General features: G+C 55.1%; 17 protein-coding genes. 10 read left to right on the top strand and 7 right to left on the bottom strand.

The window, feature by feature from the left end; translation table 11 throughout:
* From B3511_RS16585 to B3511_RS16575, 3 genes are all read left to right on the top strand, one after another.
* Positions 1–345: a gamma-glutamylcyclotransferase family protein gene (locus B3511_RS16585; RefSeq protein ID WP_040077463.1), complete on the top strand. Its 345-nt coding sequence runs from the start codon at positions 1–3 to the stop codon at positions 343–345.
* Positions 346–568: 223 nt separating this feature from the next.
* Positions 569–820 carry an AbrB/MazE/SpoVT family DNA-binding domain-containing protein gene (locus B3511_RS16580; protein ID WP_040077462.1) on the top strand — a complete coding sequence of 84 codons (252 nt, stop codon included), beginning with the start codon at positions 569–571 and terminating at the stop codon, positions 818–820.
* Entirely contained in the window at positions 814–1164 is a 351-nt protein-coding gene (locus tag B3511_RS16575) for a type II toxin-antitoxin system ChpB family toxin (protein ID WP_286783827.1), read from the top strand. The genes B3511_RS16580 and B3511_RS16575 overlap by 7 nt, the downstream gene beginning before the upstream one ends.
* Positions 1165–1200: 36 nt before the next feature.
* Here the strand turns inward: B3511_RS16575 and B3511_RS16570 are convergent, their stop codons facing one another.
* The gene (locus tag B3511_RS16570; RefSeq protein ID WP_286783826.1) at positions 1201–2784 is read right to left on the bottom strand and encodes a methyl-accepting chemotaxis protein; all 1584 of its coding nucleotides are present in this window, start codon (positions 2782–2784) and stop codon (positions 1201–1203) included.
* 254 nt (positions 2785–3038) lie between these two features.
* Positions 3039–3569 carry an inorganic diphosphatase gene (gene ppa, locus B3511_RS16565; RefSeq protein WP_040077459.1) on the bottom strand — a complete coding sequence of 177 codons (531 nt, stop codon included), beginning with the start codon at positions 3567–3569 and terminating at the stop codon, positions 3039–3041.
* Between the two features lie 309 nt (positions 3570–3878).
* Here ppa and ytfQ point away from each other — a divergent pair, with 309 nt between their 5' ends.
* The 5 genes from ytfQ (at position 3879) to B3511_RS16540 (ending at position 10070) form a co-directional block, all read left to right on the top strand.
* On the top strand, positions 3879–4835 hold the full coding sequence (ytfQ, locus tag B3511_RS16560; RefSeq protein WP_046886414.1) for a galactofuranose ABC transporter substrate-binding protein YtfQ: 957 nt from the start codon (positions 3879–3881) through the stop codon (positions 4833–4835).
* Positions 4836–4881: 46 nt separating this feature from the next.
* On the top strand, positions 4882–6384 hold the full coding sequence (ytfR, locus tag B3511_RS16555) for a galactofuranose ABC transporter, ATP-binding protein YtfR (RefSeq protein WP_040077456.1): 1503 nt from the start codon (positions 4882–4884) through the stop codon (positions 6382–6384).
* 13 nt (positions 6385–6397) lie between these two features.
* The gene (ytfT, locus tag B3511_RS16550; RefSeq protein WP_040077455.1) at positions 6398–7420 is read left to right on the top strand and encodes a galactofuranose ABC transporter, ATP-binding protein YtfT; all 1023 of its coding nucleotides are present in this window, start codon (positions 6398–6400) and stop codon (positions 7418–7420) included.
* Positions 7407–8408: a galactofuranose ABC transporter, permease protein YjfF gene (yjfF, locus tag B3511_RS16545; protein ID WP_040077454.1), complete on the top strand. Its 1002-nt coding sequence runs from the start codon at positions 7407–7409 to the stop codon at positions 8406–8408. Before ytfT ends, yjfF begins: the two co-directional genes overlap by 14 nt.
* A gap of 93 nt (positions 8409–8501) precedes the next feature.
* Entirely contained in the window at positions 8502–10070 is a 1569-nt protein-coding gene (locus tag B3511_RS16540) for a methyl-accepting chemotaxis protein (RefSeq protein WP_286783825.1), read from the top strand.
* Here the strand turns inward: B3511_RS16540 and B3511_RS16535 are convergent.
* Complete coding sequence (locus B3511_RS16535; protein ID WP_263617460.1) at positions 10045–10398, bottom strand: LysR family transcriptional regulator; 354 nt, start codon at positions 10396–10398, stop codon at positions 10045–10047. The genes B3511_RS16540 and B3511_RS16535 overlap by 26 nt on opposite strands.
* Positions 10399–10648: 250 nt before the next feature.
* Positions 10649–11647, bottom strand: a complete 999-nt coding sequence (fbp, locus tag B3511_RS16530) for a class 1 fructose-bisphosphatase (RefSeq protein WP_040077452.1) — start codon at positions 11645–11647, stop codon at positions 10649–10651.
* A gap of 199 nt (positions 11648–11846) precedes the next feature.
* On the opposite strand from fbp, the gene mpl reads away from it, so the two are divergent.
* Positions 11847–13217, top strand: coding sequence for a UDP-N-acetylmuramate:L-alanyl-gamma-D-glutamyl-meso-diaminopimelate ligase (gene mpl / locus B3511_RS16525; RefSeq protein ID WP_286783824.1), 1371 nt, complete (start codon positions 11847–11849; stop codon positions 13215–13217).
* A gap of 47 nt (positions 13218–13264) precedes the next feature.
* Here the strand turns inward: mpl and B3511_RS16520 are convergent, their stop codons facing one another.
* From B3511_RS16520 to yjgA, 3 genes are all read right to left on the bottom strand, one after another.
* A complete protein-coding gene (locus B3511_RS16520) occupies positions 13265–13588 on the bottom strand; it encodes a hypothetical protein (protein ID WP_212478334.1) in 324 nt (107 codons plus the stop codon).
* A 247-nt stretch (positions 13589–13835) separates the two neighbouring features.
* Positions 13836–14159: a hypothetical protein gene (locus tag B3511_RS16515; RefSeq protein ID WP_212478333.1), complete on the bottom strand. Its 324-nt coding sequence runs from the start codon at positions 14157–14159 to the stop codon at positions 13836–13838.
* Between the two features lie 620 nt (positions 14160–14779).
* Positions 14780–15331, bottom strand: coding sequence for a ribosome biogenesis factor YjgA (yjgA, locus tag B3511_RS16510; RefSeq protein WP_040077448.1), 552 nt, complete (start codon positions 15329–15331; stop codon positions 14780–14782).
* 95 nt (positions 15332–15426) lie between these two features.
* Between yjgA and pmbA the strand changes: the two genes are divergently transcribed.
* On the top strand, positions 15427–16779 hold the full coding sequence (gene pmbA, locus B3511_RS16505; RefSeq protein WP_040077447.1) for a metalloprotease PmbA: 1353 nt from the start codon (positions 15427–15429) through the stop codon (positions 16777–16779).

Genomic DNA, 16779 nt, shown 5'->3' with positions numbered 1-16779 from the left:
ATGCGAATATTTGTCTACGGCAGTTTACGAACCAAGCAAGGCAACAGCCACTGGATGACCAACGCCCAGTTGCTGGGTAATTACAATGTCGAGAACTACCAGTTGTACAGTCTGGGCCACTATCCAGGCGCGGTTCCGGGAAACGGAACGGTACAAGGTGAGGTCTACCGCATTGATAATGCCACGCTAGCCGAACTTGATGCCTTGCGCACCAGGGGCGGTGAATATGCACGCCAGTTAATCCAGACGCCATACGGGAGTGCATGGATGTACGTGTACCAACGTCCGGTCGAAGGCTTAACGCTGATTGAAAGCGGCAATTGGTTAGACAGAGACCAGTACTGACCCCGCTTGAAGATTGAAATGAACAACGCCACCCTCGGGTGGCGTTGTTTTTTGCGATGGCACTCGCGATTGGCCGGGAAACGGCTCACCTCATTGCAAATTCTTGCGTAACGCTTTCCCGAATGTTGAACAAGACACTTTTTCTGCTGGCGCGCACAAAAAACCTCGCGTAAAACGGATAATATCTTCTCTGGAGTTATACTTTGTATAATCTGGAGGGGTTATGCGTATTACGATTAAGAAATGGGGAAATAGCGCTGGGGTCATCATTCCCGGCGCCATCATGAAAGAACTTAACATGCAGGTGGGACAGAGTATGGAAGCTCAGGTCGTTGATAATCAGGTGGTACTTAAACCTCTCAGTAAGCGTTACACCCTTGAAGAACTGCTGGCGCAGTGCGATCCGAACGCGGCGCCCGCCACGGAAGATGAACTGTGGGGCAATGCAGGGCCGATGGGCAATGAAGTATGGTGAGGGCGCAGACGTACGATCGGGGCGATATCGTGCTGGTCAACTTTTCTCCTGCAAACGGCCATGAACAGCAAGGCGCTGGTCGGCCAGCGCTGGTGCTCTCGCTCAGTACGTTTAATCAGACCGGTATGGTGCTGGTGGCCCCCATTACGCAGGGCGGTAGTTATGTCCGCTACGCCGGGTTTGCTGTGCCTGTAAGCTGTGAAGAGGGGGATGTTCAGGGGGCCGTGCTGGTTAATCAGCTCCGGATGATGGATCTCCATGCCCGGCAGGCGAAAAAGATCGCCATCGCAACGGACGAGGTCGTAGAGGATGCCCTGCTGCGTCTGCAGGCCATCATCGACTGACTCAGGTAAATGCCACCCTCGGGTGGCGTTGTTTTTTTAATTCCCTTCCTGGCGCAGCTTAAAGATCTGCACCGTGTCCAACAGCTGCTCCGCCTGGCGGTGCATGGCCCTGGCCGCGGCTGAGGACTCCTGCGAGAGCGTCGCATTCTGCTGCGTGGCGGTGTCCATATGGGTGACTGCCACGTTGACCTGGTCGATCCCGGTGCTCTGTTCATGGCTGGCATGAGAAATCGCCTCGATCAGCTCGCTCACTTTACTCACGCTGTGCAGGATATCTGCCATTGCCGCGCCGGCCTCTTTCACCTGGCCGTTCCCTTCGTCGATGCGACTGACCGAGCGGTCGATCAACACCCGAATCTCTTTCGCCGCAGCCGCGGAGCGTTGCGCCAGGGCGCGCACTTCGGCCGCCACCACCGCAAAGCCTCGCCCTTCGCTACCGGCACGGGCGGCTTCGACGGCGGCGTTCAGCGCCAGAATATTGGTCTGGAAGGCGATACTGTCGATCATGCTAATAATGGTATTGATTTCGCTGGAGAAATTATGAATCTCGTTCATGGTCTGTACCGCGCGTTCCACCGCTTGCTCACCCTGCCGGGCTACCTGATGGGCGCTACGGGCGAGATCGCTGGCAGTCTGCGAATTCTCTGCGTTGCTCTTCACCACCGACGTCAACTCCTCCATCGAGGCGGCTGTCTGTTCCAGCGCGCTGGCCTGGGCTTCATTTCGCGAAGAGAGCTCATGGCTACCGCTGGCAATTTGTGCCGAGGCGGTGGCAATGGTCTCGGTGCCGCTACGCACCCCAGAGACAATGCGCGTCAGATTGACGTTCATCTCCTGCAGTGCGCGCATCAGTTCGGCGGTCTCATCGCGACCGGCAATGGTAAAGCGTGACTGCAAATCGCCGGCCGCCACGGTGCGGGCAATGCTCACTGCCTGTGCCAGCGGGCGGGTAATACTGCGAATCAGCCACCAGGTTACCAGCAGTCCTGCCGCGAGCGTCAACGCCATGGCCAGCAGGAGCATCCAGCGCGTCTCATGAAAGCGCGCCTGGTTCTGGGCAATGGTGTGCTGGTGGAGCGCTTTTGCGTGGGCCAGCGTTTGGGCAACCACCTCGTCGATCCTTTTTGTCGGCTCGCGGTCAATGCCGGTCACCTGTTTATCCACCTCCTGTGCGCTGGTCACATCACCCACCCGATAGGCGTTCAGCGCCGACAGATACTGCTGCTGCAGCCCGGCGTGGATCGCCCGTGTCGCCAGCACCTGCTGGTTATCCATCCCGATTTTCGGCAGCAGTTCGCTCAGGTGCGTTAAGAGCGCCTGGGTGTTCTGGCTCTCGCGAATAAAGGCCGCTTTATATTTATCGAACGCCTCCTGCCCCTGAGCCCCGCGCAGCAGGGTGTTCTTCCACTCCTGAACCTGGATCTTGAACTGCACCTGCGCATTACGCGCGGTATCAATGCTCTCGGTAATGGTCTGTTCCATCGTCATAATCTGTTCATTCTGCGTCAGGCTGTTGCTGTTTATCGCCAGCCCACGCAAACCGATAAATAACGTCGCAAGCAGGAGCAGCGAGGCCAGCAGCCCCAGTCGTTGGCCGATGGTGAGTGTGTTGAGTTTCATCTGTAGCGGGGATTCCCTGTAGGTAATAAAGCGATCGCGATCATGTCCCGAAGATATCGACCCACATCAGGCAGACTTTATGGCAGTAACCCGGCATTAGGGCAGGGGGAAAGCGCTATCTAATTAATACTGATAGGGAAAAGTGCTTTGTGACAATTTCGTGGCATTTCACTTTGGCGGGAGGCAGAGGCGAGGCTCAGGTATACAGGCAAAAAAAAACCCCGACGTATCGGGGTCTTATAATCAGGAAAACATTACTTCTTCGCTGCGCGCTCGAAGGAGGCAACGATCTCAGCTTTCGCCGCTTCTGCGTTGTCCCAGCCGTCAACTTTAACCCATTTGCCTTTCTCGAGATCTTTGTAGTGCTCGAAGAAGTGGGAGATCTGCGCTTTCAGCAGCTCTGGCAGGTCGTTCACATCTTTAATGTGATCGTACTCTTTGCTCAGTTTGGTGTGCGGTACGGCAACCAGCTTCGCATCTTCGCCCGCTTCGTCAGTCATTTTCAGCACGCCAACCGGACGGCAGCGAATCACTGAGCCTGGCTGCAGTGGGTACGGCGTAGGGACCAGAACGTCAACCGGGTCACCATCCAGAGACAGGGTGTTATTGATGTAGCCGTAGTTGCACGGATAGAACATCGCGGTAGACATGAAACGGTCAACAAACAGTGCGCCGGTGTCTTTGTCGATTTCGTATTTGATCGGATCGGCGTTAGCCGGGATTTCGATAACTACATAGATGTCTTCTGGCAGTTCTTTACCCGCAGGGACGTTGAGTAAGCTCATGTCTGTGTCCTATAAAATGATTGGCAAACAAGTGGCGAGTATTATAGCCAACTCACGCTGAATGTCTTTTCCTGTTTTTGTCTCTTCTGCCTGCTCAGGGCCCTTTTCAGCCTCTTCTCATGACAGGAATGTCCATAAACTCAGCCGCATTTTTAATGGTTCGATGAAAGCGATTACAAACTTGTGATTAACGTTTTATTCACTTTTCCGAAGTGTGATGTAACGCAATCTGTAACACCTGCCATTGGCTATAGTTTGTTCGCAGAACACCTTTTACCCAACAATAAACTACCCTACGAGGACGTTCTTATGTGGAAGCGCTTACTTCTCGTCACAGCAGTTTCGGCAGCCATGTCGTCTATGGCAATGGCCGCCCCTTTAACCGTAGGATTCTCGCAGGTCGGCTCTGAGTCCGGCTGGCGCGCCGCTGAGACCAGCGTCGCCAAAAGCGAGGCGGAGAAACGCGGCATTACGCTGAAGGTTGCCGACGGCCAGCAAAAGCAGGAAAACCAGATCAAAGCTGTGCGTTCGTTTATTGCGCAGGGCGTTGACGCCATCTTCATCGCGCCGGTGGTGGCGACCGGCTGGGAACCGGTTTTGAAAGAGGCAAAAGACGCTGAAATTCCGGTCTTCTTGCTCGACCGATCAGTGGATGTCAAAGACAAATCTCTCTATATGACCACCGTCACCGCCAACAACGTTCTGGAAGGACAATTAATAGGCGAATGGCTGATCAAAGAGGTCAACGGCAAGCCCTGTAACGTAGTGGAGCTGCAGGGGACCGTGGGTGCCAGCGTCGCCATCGATCGTAAGAAGGGCTTCGCCGAGGCCATCGCCAAAGCGCCAAACATTAAAATCATCCGCTCCCAGTCCGGCGACTTTACCCGCAGTAAAGGTAAAGAGGTCATGGAGAGCTTTATCAAAGCGGAAAACAACGGCAAGAACATCTGCATGGTTTACGCCCATAACGATGACATGGTGATCGGGGCCATTCAGGCCATCAAAGAGGCGGGTCTGAAGCCAGGTAAAGATATCCTCACCGGCTCCATCGACGGCGTACCGGATATCTATAAAGCGATGATTGACGGCGAAGCCAATGCCAGCGTCGAGCTGACGCCGAACATGGCGGGCCCGGCATTCGACGCGCTGGAAAAATTCAAGAAAGACGGCACCCTGCCAGAGAAAGTCACCATCACCAAGTCCACTCTCTATCTGCCTGATACTGCAAAAGAAGAGTTAGAGAAAAAGAAAAATATGGGCTACTGAGTCTTTACTTTCCTCTCCCCCGTTGGGGAGAGGGTGAGAGAACACTATGACAACTGACCAACATCAGGAAATCCTTCGCACTGAGGGGCTCTGTAAATACTTCCCCGGCGTCAAAGCGCTGGATGGGGTCGACTTTAGTCTGCGTCGCGGGGAGATCATGGCGCTGCTGGGTGAAAACGGCGCCGGCAAATCGACCCTCATCAAAGCGCTGACCGGGGTCTATCACGCCGATCGGGGCACCATCTGGCTGGAAGGGAACGCCATCTCCCCGAAAAATACGGCCCATGCCCAGCAGCTGGGGATTGGCACGGTCTACCAGGAGGTGAATCTGCTGCCGAACATGTCGGTGGCCGATAATCTGTTTATTGGTCGGGAACCCAGACGCTTTGGCCTGCTACGCCGCAAAGAGATGGAGGCGCGCGCCACCCGTCTGATGGAATCTTATGGCTTCTCGCTCGACGTGCGCGAGCCGCTCAACCGCTTTTCCGTGGCGATGCAGCAAATCGTCGCCATCTGCCGTGCTATCGACCTCTCGGCGAAGGTACTGATCCTCGACGAGCCCACCGCCAGCCTCGATACCCAGGAGGTCGAAATGCTCTTCACCCTGATGCGCCAGCTGCGCGATCAGGGGGTGAGCCTGATTTTCGTCACCCACTTCCTCGATCAGGTGTATGCGGTGAGCGACCGCATTACCGTGCTGCGTAACGGAAGCTTTGTCGGTTGCCGCGAAACCCGCGAACTGCCGCAGATCGAGCTGGTGAAAATGATGCTGGGGCGCGAACTCGACACCCATGCGTTGCAACGCGCGGGCCGCACGCTGTTAAGCGATAAACCCGTGGCGGCGTTTAAGGATTACGGCAAAAAAGGGACCATTGCGCCGTTCGATCTGGAGGTTCGTCCCGGTGAGATCGTCGGCCTGGCGGGGCTGTTAGGCTCCGGGCGCACCGAAACCGCTGAAGTGATTTTTGGCATTAAGCCTGCCGATAGCGGTACGGCCCTGATCAAGGGCAAGCCGCAGACCTTGCGATCTCCCCATCACGCCTCCTGTCTGGGGATTGGCTTCTGCCCGGAAGATCGTAAAACCGACGGCATTATTGCCGCTGCCTCGGTACGGGAAAATATCATTCTGGCGCTCCAGGCCCAGCGTGGCTGGCTGCGCCCGATCCCGCGTAAAGAGCAGAACGCCATTGCCGAGCGCTTTATCCGCCAGCTAGGGATCCGCACCCCCAGCGCCGAGCAGCCCATTGAATTCCTCTCCGGCGGTAATCAGCAAAAAGTGTTGCTCTCCCGCTGGCTTCTCACCAAACCGCAATTCCTGATCCTCGATGAGCCCACGCGTGGCATCGACGTGGGGGCGCACGCGGAGATCATTCGCCTGATCGAAACCCTGTGTGCCGACGGACTGGCGCTGCTGGTCATCTCGTCCGAGCTGGAGGAGCTGGTGGGGTACGCCGATCGCGTCATTATTATGCGCGATCGCAAGCAGGTGGCAGAGATCCCGCTGGATGCGCTTTCCGTTCCGGCAATTATGAATGCCATCGCGGCATAAGGAGAGCAGCGTGATGTCTCGTACAGTCCCCCAAACCGGGCAGCCCAAACGCCGTTTTTCCTGGCCCACCGGCATGCCGCAAATTATCGCGCTCCTGCTGGTATTGGTGGTCGATAGCCTTGTGGCGCCGCATTTCTTTCAGATTGTGTTGCAGGATGGCCGTCTGTTCGGCAGCCCGATTGATATTTTAAACCGCGCCGCGCCGGTGGCGCTGCTGGCCATCGGGATGACGCTGGTGATCGCCACCGGCGGCATTGACCTGTCGGTCGGGGCGGTGATGGCGATCGCGGGCGCGACCGCCGCCTCGATGACTGTGGCCGGGCATAGCCTGCCGGTGGTGCTGCTGGTGACGCTGGGCACCGGCGTGCTGGCAGGACTATGGAACGGTGTGCTGGTGGCGATCCTCAAAATCCAGCCCTTCGTGGCAACCTTAATCTTGATGGTGGCTGGACGCGGAGTGGCGCAGTTGATCACCTCCGGGCAGATCGTCACCTTTAATGCGCCGAACCTGGCCTGGATCGGCAGCGGCTCGCTGCTCTTCTTCCCGACTCCGGTGATCATTGTGGTGGTCACGCTGATCGCCTTCTGGCTCTTCACCCGCAAAACGGCCCTCGGCATGTTTATCGAAGCGGTGGGGATTAACATTCGCGCCGCAAAAAACGCCGGGGTCAGTACCCGCCTGATGGTGATGCTGACGTACGTGCTGAGCGGCGTCTGTGCAGCCATTGCCGGGGTGATTGTCGCGGCGGATATACGCGGCGCCGATGCGAATAACGCTGGCCTCTGGCTGGAGCTGGACGCCATTCTGGCGGTGGTCATCGGCGGCGGCTCGCTGATGGGCGGGCGTTTTAACCTGCTGCTGTCGGTGATTGGTGCACTGATTATTCAGGGGATGAACACCGGGATCCTACTGTCAGGATTCCCGCCGGAGCTCAATCAGGTGGTGAAAGCGGTGGTCGTGCTCTGCGTGCTGATCGTCCAGTCACCGCGCTTTATCAGTATAATTAAGGGGATGCGTGGTCATGATAAAACGTAACTTACCGCTAATGATCACCCTCGGCGTCTTTGTGCTGGGGTATCTCTACTGCCTGACGCAATTCCCCGGCTTTGCCTCTACGCGGGTCATTTGCAACATCCTGACGGATAATGCGTTTCTTGGCATTATTGCGGTGGGGATGACCTTTGTGATCCTCTCCGGCGGGATTGATCTTTCGGTCGGCTCGGTGATCGCCTTCACCGGCGTTTTTCTCGCTAAGGCGATCGGCTTCTGGGGGATCTCACCGCTGCTGGCGTTCCCACTGGTGCTGATCATGGGCTGTGCCTTCGGCGCTTTTATGGGGCTGCTGATCGACGCCCTGAAGATCCCGGCCTTTATCATCACCCTGGCGGGGATGTTCTTCCTGCGCGGTGTCAGTTATCTGGTCTCTGAAGAGTCGATTCCCATTAACCACCCGATCTATGACACTCTCTCCAGCCTGGCGTGGAAAATCCCCGGCGGCGGACGGCTCAGCATTCTGGGCCTGGTGATGCTGGGGGTGGTGGTGATCGGGATCTTCCTCGCGCACCGTACCCGCTTTGGTAACGAAGTTTATGCCATTGGCGGTAGCGCGACCTCAGCCAACCTGATGGGGATCTCCACCCGTAGCACCACCATTCGTATCTATATGCTCTCTACCGGGCTGGCGACGCTGGCGGGGATCGTCTTCTCCATTTATACCCAGGCGGGCTACGCGCTGGCGGGGGTTGGGGTGGAGCTGGACGCTATCGCCTCTGTCGTTATCGGCGGTACGCTGTTGAGCGGCGGTGTCGGGACGGTACTGGGGACGCTGTTTGGCGTGGCAATCCAGGGGCTGATCCAGACCTATATCAACTTCGACGGCACCCTGAGTTCGTGGTGGACCAAGATTGCGATTGGCATTCTGCTGTTTGTCTTTATCGCTCTGCAGCGTGGCCTGACCGTACTCTGGGAGAACCGCCAGAGCTCACCGGTGACCCGGGTGGGCACCCCAGGAGCCAGGCAGTAACCTGCTGAATTTGCGCAAAGTATAAACTTTTTCCGGTAGCGGCCGATAACCTTTCTTTCTGTCCAGATATATCTCGCTACCGGAAATAACATCATGCTTAAAACGCTATCGATTCGTACCGGCTTGCTTTCGTTACTGGCCGTTATGACCCTTCTGCTGCTGCTTGTCAGCGGTATTGGCATTTATGCCCTCACACAGAGTTCCTCCTCTTTGCAGCGCATCAACCACCTACAGGGTGAACAGCTAGTCCAGCTGAACGCGGGCTACACCCTGATCCTGCGCGCGCGCAACGAAGCGGGTCAGGCGGTTCGCATGATGGAGGTGGGGTTGCTGGATGATGCCGCCAAATCGGTGAAAAACATCAACGCCGAATTCGCCCAGGCACAGAAAACATTAAAAGCCGTGATCGACGGTGGCGTGACCGATCCGCAGGGTGACGCGCTATTAAAGCGCGTTGCAGTGAGCTTTGCCGCCTATCAAGAGAAGGGGATCGCCCCGATGCAGGCTGCGCTGAATGAGCAGAGCGCCGATGCTTACTACGATCTGCTGGAAAACAGTCTGGTACCGGTGGCGCGTCAGTTTAATAACGACATGCAGGCTTTTCAGGCCTGGAGCGAAACCCGCGGCAATGCTGAAGTGGCGGCGGTGCAGGCCAGTAAAAATCGGGTGATGATCCTCATCATCGTAGCCGCGCTGCTGACGGCGGGTATTATCGTGCTGGCCTGGCTGGCATTGCGTCATATGCTGCTGAAACCCCTCTCCAGCTCAATTGCCCAACTGGAGCATGTGGCGGCAGGCGATCTGACCCACGCCCTGAATGCCCCGGCCAGCCAGGAGATTAACCGCCTGAATACTGCCATCGAAATAATGCGTCAGTCCCTGATGGAGTCGGTACTGCGGGTGCGCGATGCCAGTGCGCAGATTGATACCGGCAGCCGCGAACTGACTGCGGGCAACAACCACCTGGCCCAGCGCACGGAATCAACCGCGACCTCGCTCGAGCAGACGGCAGCCAGTATGGAAGAGATCACCGCCACGGTGCGGCAAAACGCCGATAATGCCGATCAGGCCCACCAGCTGGCGCAGACCGTCTCCGATACCGCTGACCGCGGTAGTGAGATGGTCTGTTATGTAATTGAGAAGATGCGCGATATCGCCGGCAGTTCTGACCGTATCGCCGATATTCTTAGCGTTATTGACGGTATCGCATTCCAGACCAATATCCTGGCGCTGAACGCCTCGGTGGAAGCGGCTCGCGCGGGTGAGCAGGGTCGGGGCTTTGCGGTTGTGGCGGGGGAAGTACGCAACCTGGCGAGCCGTAGCGCCGATGCCGCCAAAGAGATCCGCTTGCTTATTAGTGATTCTCAGTCACACGTGAGCGAGGGCAGCGAGCTGGCGCAGCAGGCGGGCGAGACCATGGATGAGATTGCCAACGAAGTGATGCGAATGACAAAGCTGATGCGCGAAATCGCCAGTGCTTCGCAGGAGCAGAGCCGGGGCATTGAGCAGGTCAATATTGCCGTTAGCCAGATGGATGAAACCGCACAACAAAATGCGGCGCTGGTGCAGCAATCCTCTGCGGCGACGCGTTCGCTGGAAGAGCAGTCCCGCGAACTTATCGAAGCGATGTCATCCTTTAAACTGTCGATGCAGCAGGCATAGTGCGCAGGCGTTCCGCCGCGACAGGCGGCGGGACACCCTCTACAGTTGCCACTTCCCCCGCCAGATTCTGATGAATCAGGCTTAGCAATTTCTCCAGTTCGTTGGTCAGGCGCAGCGCTTCCGCGGTCGGTTCCAGAAACAGCCCTTTGCGCGTGAACAGCGGCTCGCTAAACAGCAAGCCAAACCGTTTTAATGCCAGGCTTACCGCAGGGCGGGACATTTTTAACCGTAATGAGGCCTTCGCCAGGCTGCCGCAGCGAACCACTTCGATAAAAACAGGAATTAAATTCAGATCGATACCTGTCGATGAGCGTGAGAGATTTTTCATTAGCAGCCGGTTCCAACAAAGCGTATTTACCGGGGCAATAATGCGGGGAAGTTACCCGTAATAATAGCGAGATTTTTATATGTATTTATACTCGTTAAAATATAAATCAGCGTGAAGAATTCACTCAACGCAAAGCGCGTTGTGTTTCTTTTTGCAGGGTAATCAAAGAAGTATCTGTTTATTGCGTGCGAAAGAAATCGCGCGGGGTGCTGACAAATAAAGGGGCTGTCGCCCCTTTTAACATTCTGCGTTACGCGTCCGGGAATTCCCGAATAAAGCGTTCAACATCGTCAACCATATGGTCATTACCCACGAAGAACGAGCGACGCTGGTGCAGACTCTCGGGTTGAATATCCAGAATACGCTCTTTGCCATCGCTGGCCTTACCGCCCGCCTGCTCTGCGAGGAAGGCCATCGGGTTGCACTCATACAGCAGACGCAGTTTCCCTTCCGGATGGCTGGCAGTGCTTGGGTAGAGGTAAATCCCGCCCTTCAGCAGGTTGCGGTGGAAATCCGCCACCAGAGAACCGATATAGCGCGAGGTATAAGGACGCTGCGTCGCTTTATCCTCTTCCTGGCAGAACTTAATGTACTTCTTCACGCCGTTCGGGAATTTAATGTAGTTCCCTTCGTTGATGGAGTAGGTGCTGCCTTTCTGCGGGAAGCGCATACGCTCCTGGCAGAGACAGAACACGCCCAGAGACGGGTCGTAGGTAAAGGCGTGCACACCGCAGCCGGTGGTGTAGACCAGCATGGTGGAGGAGCCGTAAACCACATAGCCTGCGGCCACCTGGCGATTGCCCGGCTGCAGGAAATCCTCTTCGGTGACCGGAGTGCCTACCGGGGTCACGCGACGATAAATAGAGAAGATCGTCCCGACGGAGACGTTAACGTCGATGTTGGAGGAACCATCCAGCGGATCCATCAGCACGACATATTTTGCGTGTTCACACCCTTCGAAGACCACAATCTCGTCTTCTTCTTCAGAGGCGATACCCGCCACGATGTCGCGCGCGCGCAGTGCAGCTTTCAGTTTTTCGTTCGCGAACAGATCAAGTTTCTGTTGAACCTCGCCCTGAACGTTTTCAGCACCGCTGGCACCCAGGATATCGACCAGACCGGCCTTGTTGATATCGCGATGGATGATCTTGGCGCCCAGCTTTATTGCCGACAACAAAGCAGTGAGCTCACCAGTAGCATGAGAGAACTCGTGCTGCTTTTCGACAATAAATTCACCTAACGTTTTCATAACACTTTCCCTGCATCGTATGTTGAGTAAAGCGATCGGATGATAATAAAGCGGTAAAACTCCAACAATCTTAACAAATATTCAAATAGTAGCGCAGAGGTGAATCGCGCCAGCAAATTACAGATTTACCTGAAATGCGTTTCTCACCTGTTAGACATATGAGTAAAATGTGCGCCACATTGAAGAAGGATAGTGACGTATGCGCATTCATATATTGGGGATTTGTGGCACTTTCATGGGCGGACTGGCCATGCTGGCGCGCTCGCTTGGCCATGAAGTGACGGGTTCGGACGCCAATGTGTATCCGCCGATGAGCACGCTTCTGGAGAAGCAGGGCATTGATCTCATTCAGGGCTATGATGCCAGCCAGCTCGATCCTCAGCCGGATCTGGTGATCATTGGTAATGCCATGACGCGCGGTAACCCCTGCGTTGAAGCCGTGCTGGAACGCAACATTCCTTACATGTCAGGGCCGCAATGGCTACACGACTTCGTGCTGCGCGATCGCTGGGTAGTGGCCGTTGCCGGTACACATGGCAAAACCACCACCGCCGGGATGGCGACCTGGATTCTGGAAGCCTGCGGCTACAAGCCCGGCTTTGTGATCGGCGGTGTGCCGGGTAATTTCGACGTTTCTGCCCGCCTGGGCGAGAGCCCGTTCTTTGTGATCGAAGCGGATGAATATGACTGCGCGTTCTTTGATAAGCGCTCCAAGTTTGTTCACTACTGCCCGCGTACCCTGATCCTCAATAACCTTGAGTTCGATCACGCGGATATTTTCGACGACCTGAAAGCAATTCAGAAGCAGTTCCACCATCTGGTGCGCATCGTGCCGGGGCAGGGACGTATCATCTCGCCGGAGAGCGATATCAACCTGAAGCAGACGCTGGCGATGGGCTGTTGGAGCGAGCAAGAGCTGGTGGGCGAGCAGGGCAAATGGCAGGCGAAAAAGCTGACCACCGACGCCTCCGAGTGGGAAGTGCTGCTCGACGGTGAAAAAGTGGGCGCAGTGAAGTGGGGCCTGGTTGGCGAACACAACATGCACAATGGCCTGATGGCGATTGCCGCCTCCCGCCACGTGGGTGTGCTGCCTGCGGATGCGGCGAACGCGCTGGGTTCCTTCGTGAATGCCCGTCGTCGCCTTGAATTGCGCGGCGAAGCCAATGGCGTGACGGTCTATGACGATTTCGCGCATCACCCAACCGCGATCCTGGCGACACTGGCAGCCCTGCGCGGCAAGGTTGGCGGTACCGCGCGTATTCTGGCGGTGCTGGAGCCTCGCTCTAACACCATGAAGATGGGGATCTGCAAAGACGATCTCGCGCCGTCGTTAGGCCGCGCCGATGAGGTGTTCCTGTTGCAGCCGCAGCATATTCCGTGGCAGGTCGCGGAAGTGGCCGAGGCCTGCATTCAGCCGGCGCACTGGAGCGCGGATGTGGATACCCTGGCAGAGATGGTGGTGAAAACCGCGCAGCCGGGCGATCACATTCTGGTGATGAGCAACGGCGGGTTCGGTGGGATCCATCAGAAGCTGCTGGACGGGCTGGCGAAGAAGGCGTCCGCTGAGTAAGTCACGGTAAAAATGACCCTGCCTCAGGCAGGGTCATCATAAATGACTTAAATTGAGCCAAATGCCTGACCCGCCGGACCAAAGGTCGCGCGATAGTCATGCAGCGTTTCCGCAATAACATCACGGCCCATCATAAATCCACCTACAACGCCAAACAGTGCGCCGCAGACAACACCAATGACCGCGGTTACCGCCTGGTTGATGCCACCCACAACTAATCCGCCGGCACCACTGACTTTTCCGCCAACGGCCACGCCAGTGGAAATGCCGTCAAAAATACCCCAGACAGCCCCTTCGAAACGCTGTTCAGCGGTTAATGCAGCCGCGGCGGCGCTGACGACCTGCATTTCCATAATATTAAGTTCACGCATTTTCGATCTCCATTAATAATTGATTTATTCCTGAGTAAAAAACAAATTACAAAGCATTTTTAGTGGACCCGGTAATTTGCGGCAAAAAGATTAACAACTACTACAAGGAATGAGAAGAGAGTAGGTATTGCTTCACAAATGAAATATGAATATGAAGTGGAAAAATTTATATTAATTTAGACATTTATCTTAGCAACGATAACCAAATGCACGGGGATGACCCCGTGCACTGAAACACTAGACGCGCTTATATAGTACCGAATGCCTGACTCGCCGGCCCAAAGGTCGCGCGATAGTCATGCCAGGTCTCAGCGATAGCTTCGCGACCCACCATAAATCCACCGACTACGCCAAACAGTGCGCCGCAGACGACACCAATGACTGCACTGACGGCCTGGTTGATACCGCCTATGACTAATCCACCCGCACCGCTGACCTTGCCGCCTACTGCCACGCCGGTGGAAATACCGTCAAAAAACCCCCAGACAGCCCCTTCGAAACGCTGGTCAGCGGTTAATTCACCTGCGGCAGCACTGACGACCTGCATTTCCATAACGTTAAGTTCACGCATTTTTAATCTCCATTGATAATTTATTTCATCCTGAGTAAAACACAAATTACAGAGCGTCTTTTAATAAACCCCGTAATCTGCCGAAAAATGGTAGCAACGAATGAACATGATGAGAAGGTGTGTGATTTTATTTCACGTATGAAATATGAATATGAAGCATAGTGGTGCAGGATTTATATGAAGAGTTCTTATGTTTATATTGCCTGCAGAATATTTTTATGGAAGGATAACGCGCACTAATATTATTTTATATGGTAAGGCAAGAGGTTATAAACACTACTGGTCATTCTCATCCTTCCGTTAATTTTCCTGTCAATAAACCATATATGAAAAAAGTTGTCTGGGTCTTTTAAAAAAAGTCAGGGATTTATTCTGCAGCAGCGCTGACCGTCGCTATTTCCCGAAGTTTGGCAGATGTGTTTTTTAAAATATTAAGGCTGACTCTTTTAAATTATTTAGACGAGAGGGAGAGAGGATGATTTTATTGGCGGCTTTCAACGATGAATTCTACTCAGACATCTGAATTCATCTCTGTATTTTTGGGTATATCAGCATTGGAAAAATGCGTTAAGTCAGTGAATAAAGCGGTACAGGAAACGCCTGCACCGCTTTAATGCTTATCACTCTTCGTTTTCGGCCAGCTCGCGCAGATACTGGAAAATCAGACGCGCAGACTTCGGCGGCTTATTCCCTTCTTTCTCTTTCTTCGCGTTACGGATTAGCGAGCGCAACTGCTGGCGATCCGCCTCCGGCCACAGGTTCAGAACTTCCGGTACCGCGTCATCACCTTGTTCAATCAAACGATCGCGGATCTGCTCCAGTTTATGGAACAGGGCAACCTGCTGGTTGTGGCGGTTTTTCAGCTTATCAAGAGCCTGGCGGATAGGATCAACGTCGCGCTGGCGCAACATTTTGCCAATCAGCTGCAGCTGGCGGCGACGGCCTTCTTTTTTGATTTTTTGTGCCAGTTCAATGGCGGCACGCAGGTCCGGGTCGAGCGGGATCTTATCCAGCGCGTTCTTACCCAGATCAACCATTTCTGCGCCAAGCTGTTTTAACTCTTCGGCGTCGCGTTTAATTTCACTTTTACTGACCCAGATGATCTCATCATCTTCGTCTTCGATGTCATCACCGGGAACGTCGTCGAGCCAGTCGTCGGGCTGCTTAGTCATGTCAGGCTCCTTAAAAAAAGAGGCTAATGTTACCAGTTAAGACGCGTACTGAGAAACGGTTCTCTGTTAGACTTCAGCTAACTACACCTTACATTATGGCATTTACGATGAAAGTGATCTCACAAGTTGCAGCGCAGCGTAAAGCACTGGAAGACGCAGTATCCACGGCGCTGGAGCTGGCTTCAGGGAAATCCGACGGGGCAGAAGTCGCCGTCAGCAAAACCACCGGCATCAGCGTAAGCACCCGCTATGGTGAAGTGGAAAACGTTGAATTTAATAGTGATGGTGCGCTGGGCATCACCGTTTATCATCAAAACCGCAAAGGCAGCGCCTCCTCTACCGACCTGAGTCCGGACGCCATCGCCCGTACCGTACAGGCAGCGCTGGATATTGCCCGCTACACTTCGCCGGATCCTTTCGCCGGCGTCGCGGATAAAGAGTTACTGGCCTTTGATGCACCGGATCTCGATCTCTTCCACCCGGCAGAAATCTCGCCGGACGAAGCGATCGAACTGGCAGCCCGCGCCGAACAGGCCTCGCTGAAAGCCGATAAACGCATCACCAATACTGAAGGCGGCAGCTTTAACAGCCACTACGGCATTAAAGTTTTCGGCAACAGCCACGGCATGATGCAGGGCTATAGCTCGACGCGTCACTCCCTGTCGAGCTGCGTGATTGCCGAAGAGAACGGCGACATGGAGCGCGATTACGCCTACACCATTGGCCGGGCTTTTGGCGATTTACAGACGCCGGAATGGGTCGGTGAAGAGTGCGCACGCCGCACGCTGTCTCGCCTGGCGCCGCGTAAACTTTCTACTATGAAAGCGCCGGTGATCTTCGCCAACGAAGTCGCTACCGGTCTGTTTGGTCACCTGGTGGGGGCGATCGCCGGCGGTGCGGTCTACCGCAAATCCACTTTCCTCCTCGATTCGCTGGGCAAACAGATCCTGCCGGAGTGGCTCACCATTGAAGAGCATCCACACCTGCTGAAAGGACTGGCCTCAACGCCGTTCGACAGTGAAGGGGTACGCACAGAACGCCGCGATATCATCAAAGAGGGGATTCTCACCCAGTGGCTGCTCACCAGCTACTCGGCACGTAAACTCGGGCTGAAAAGCACCGGCCATGCGGGCGGCATTCATAACTGGCGCATAGAAGGGCAGGGGCTGAGCTTCGAGCAGATGCTGAAAGAGATGGGCACCGGGCTGGTGGTCACCGAGCTGATGGGGCAGGGCGTCAGCGGTATTACCGGTGATTACTCCCGTGGCGCGGCCGGTTTCTGGGTAGAAAATGGCGAGATTCAGTACCCGGTGAGCGAAATTACCATCGCCGGAAATCTAAAAGATATGTGGCGCAATATGGTCACGATCGGAAACGATATCGAAACACGCAGCAATATTCAGTGTGGTTCAGTACTGTTACCAGAGATGAAAATTGCTGGTGAGTAA

This window comes from Leclercia sp. UBA1284, from assembly GCF_002308415.1.
GTDB classification, from domain to species: domain Bacteria; phylum Pseudomonadota; class Gammaproteobacteria; order Enterobacterales; family Enterobacteriaceae; genus Enterobacter; species Enterobacter pneumoniae.
Note: the sequence above shows the minus strand (reverse complement) of the source record. Positions and strands in the feature narration are given on the sequence as shown.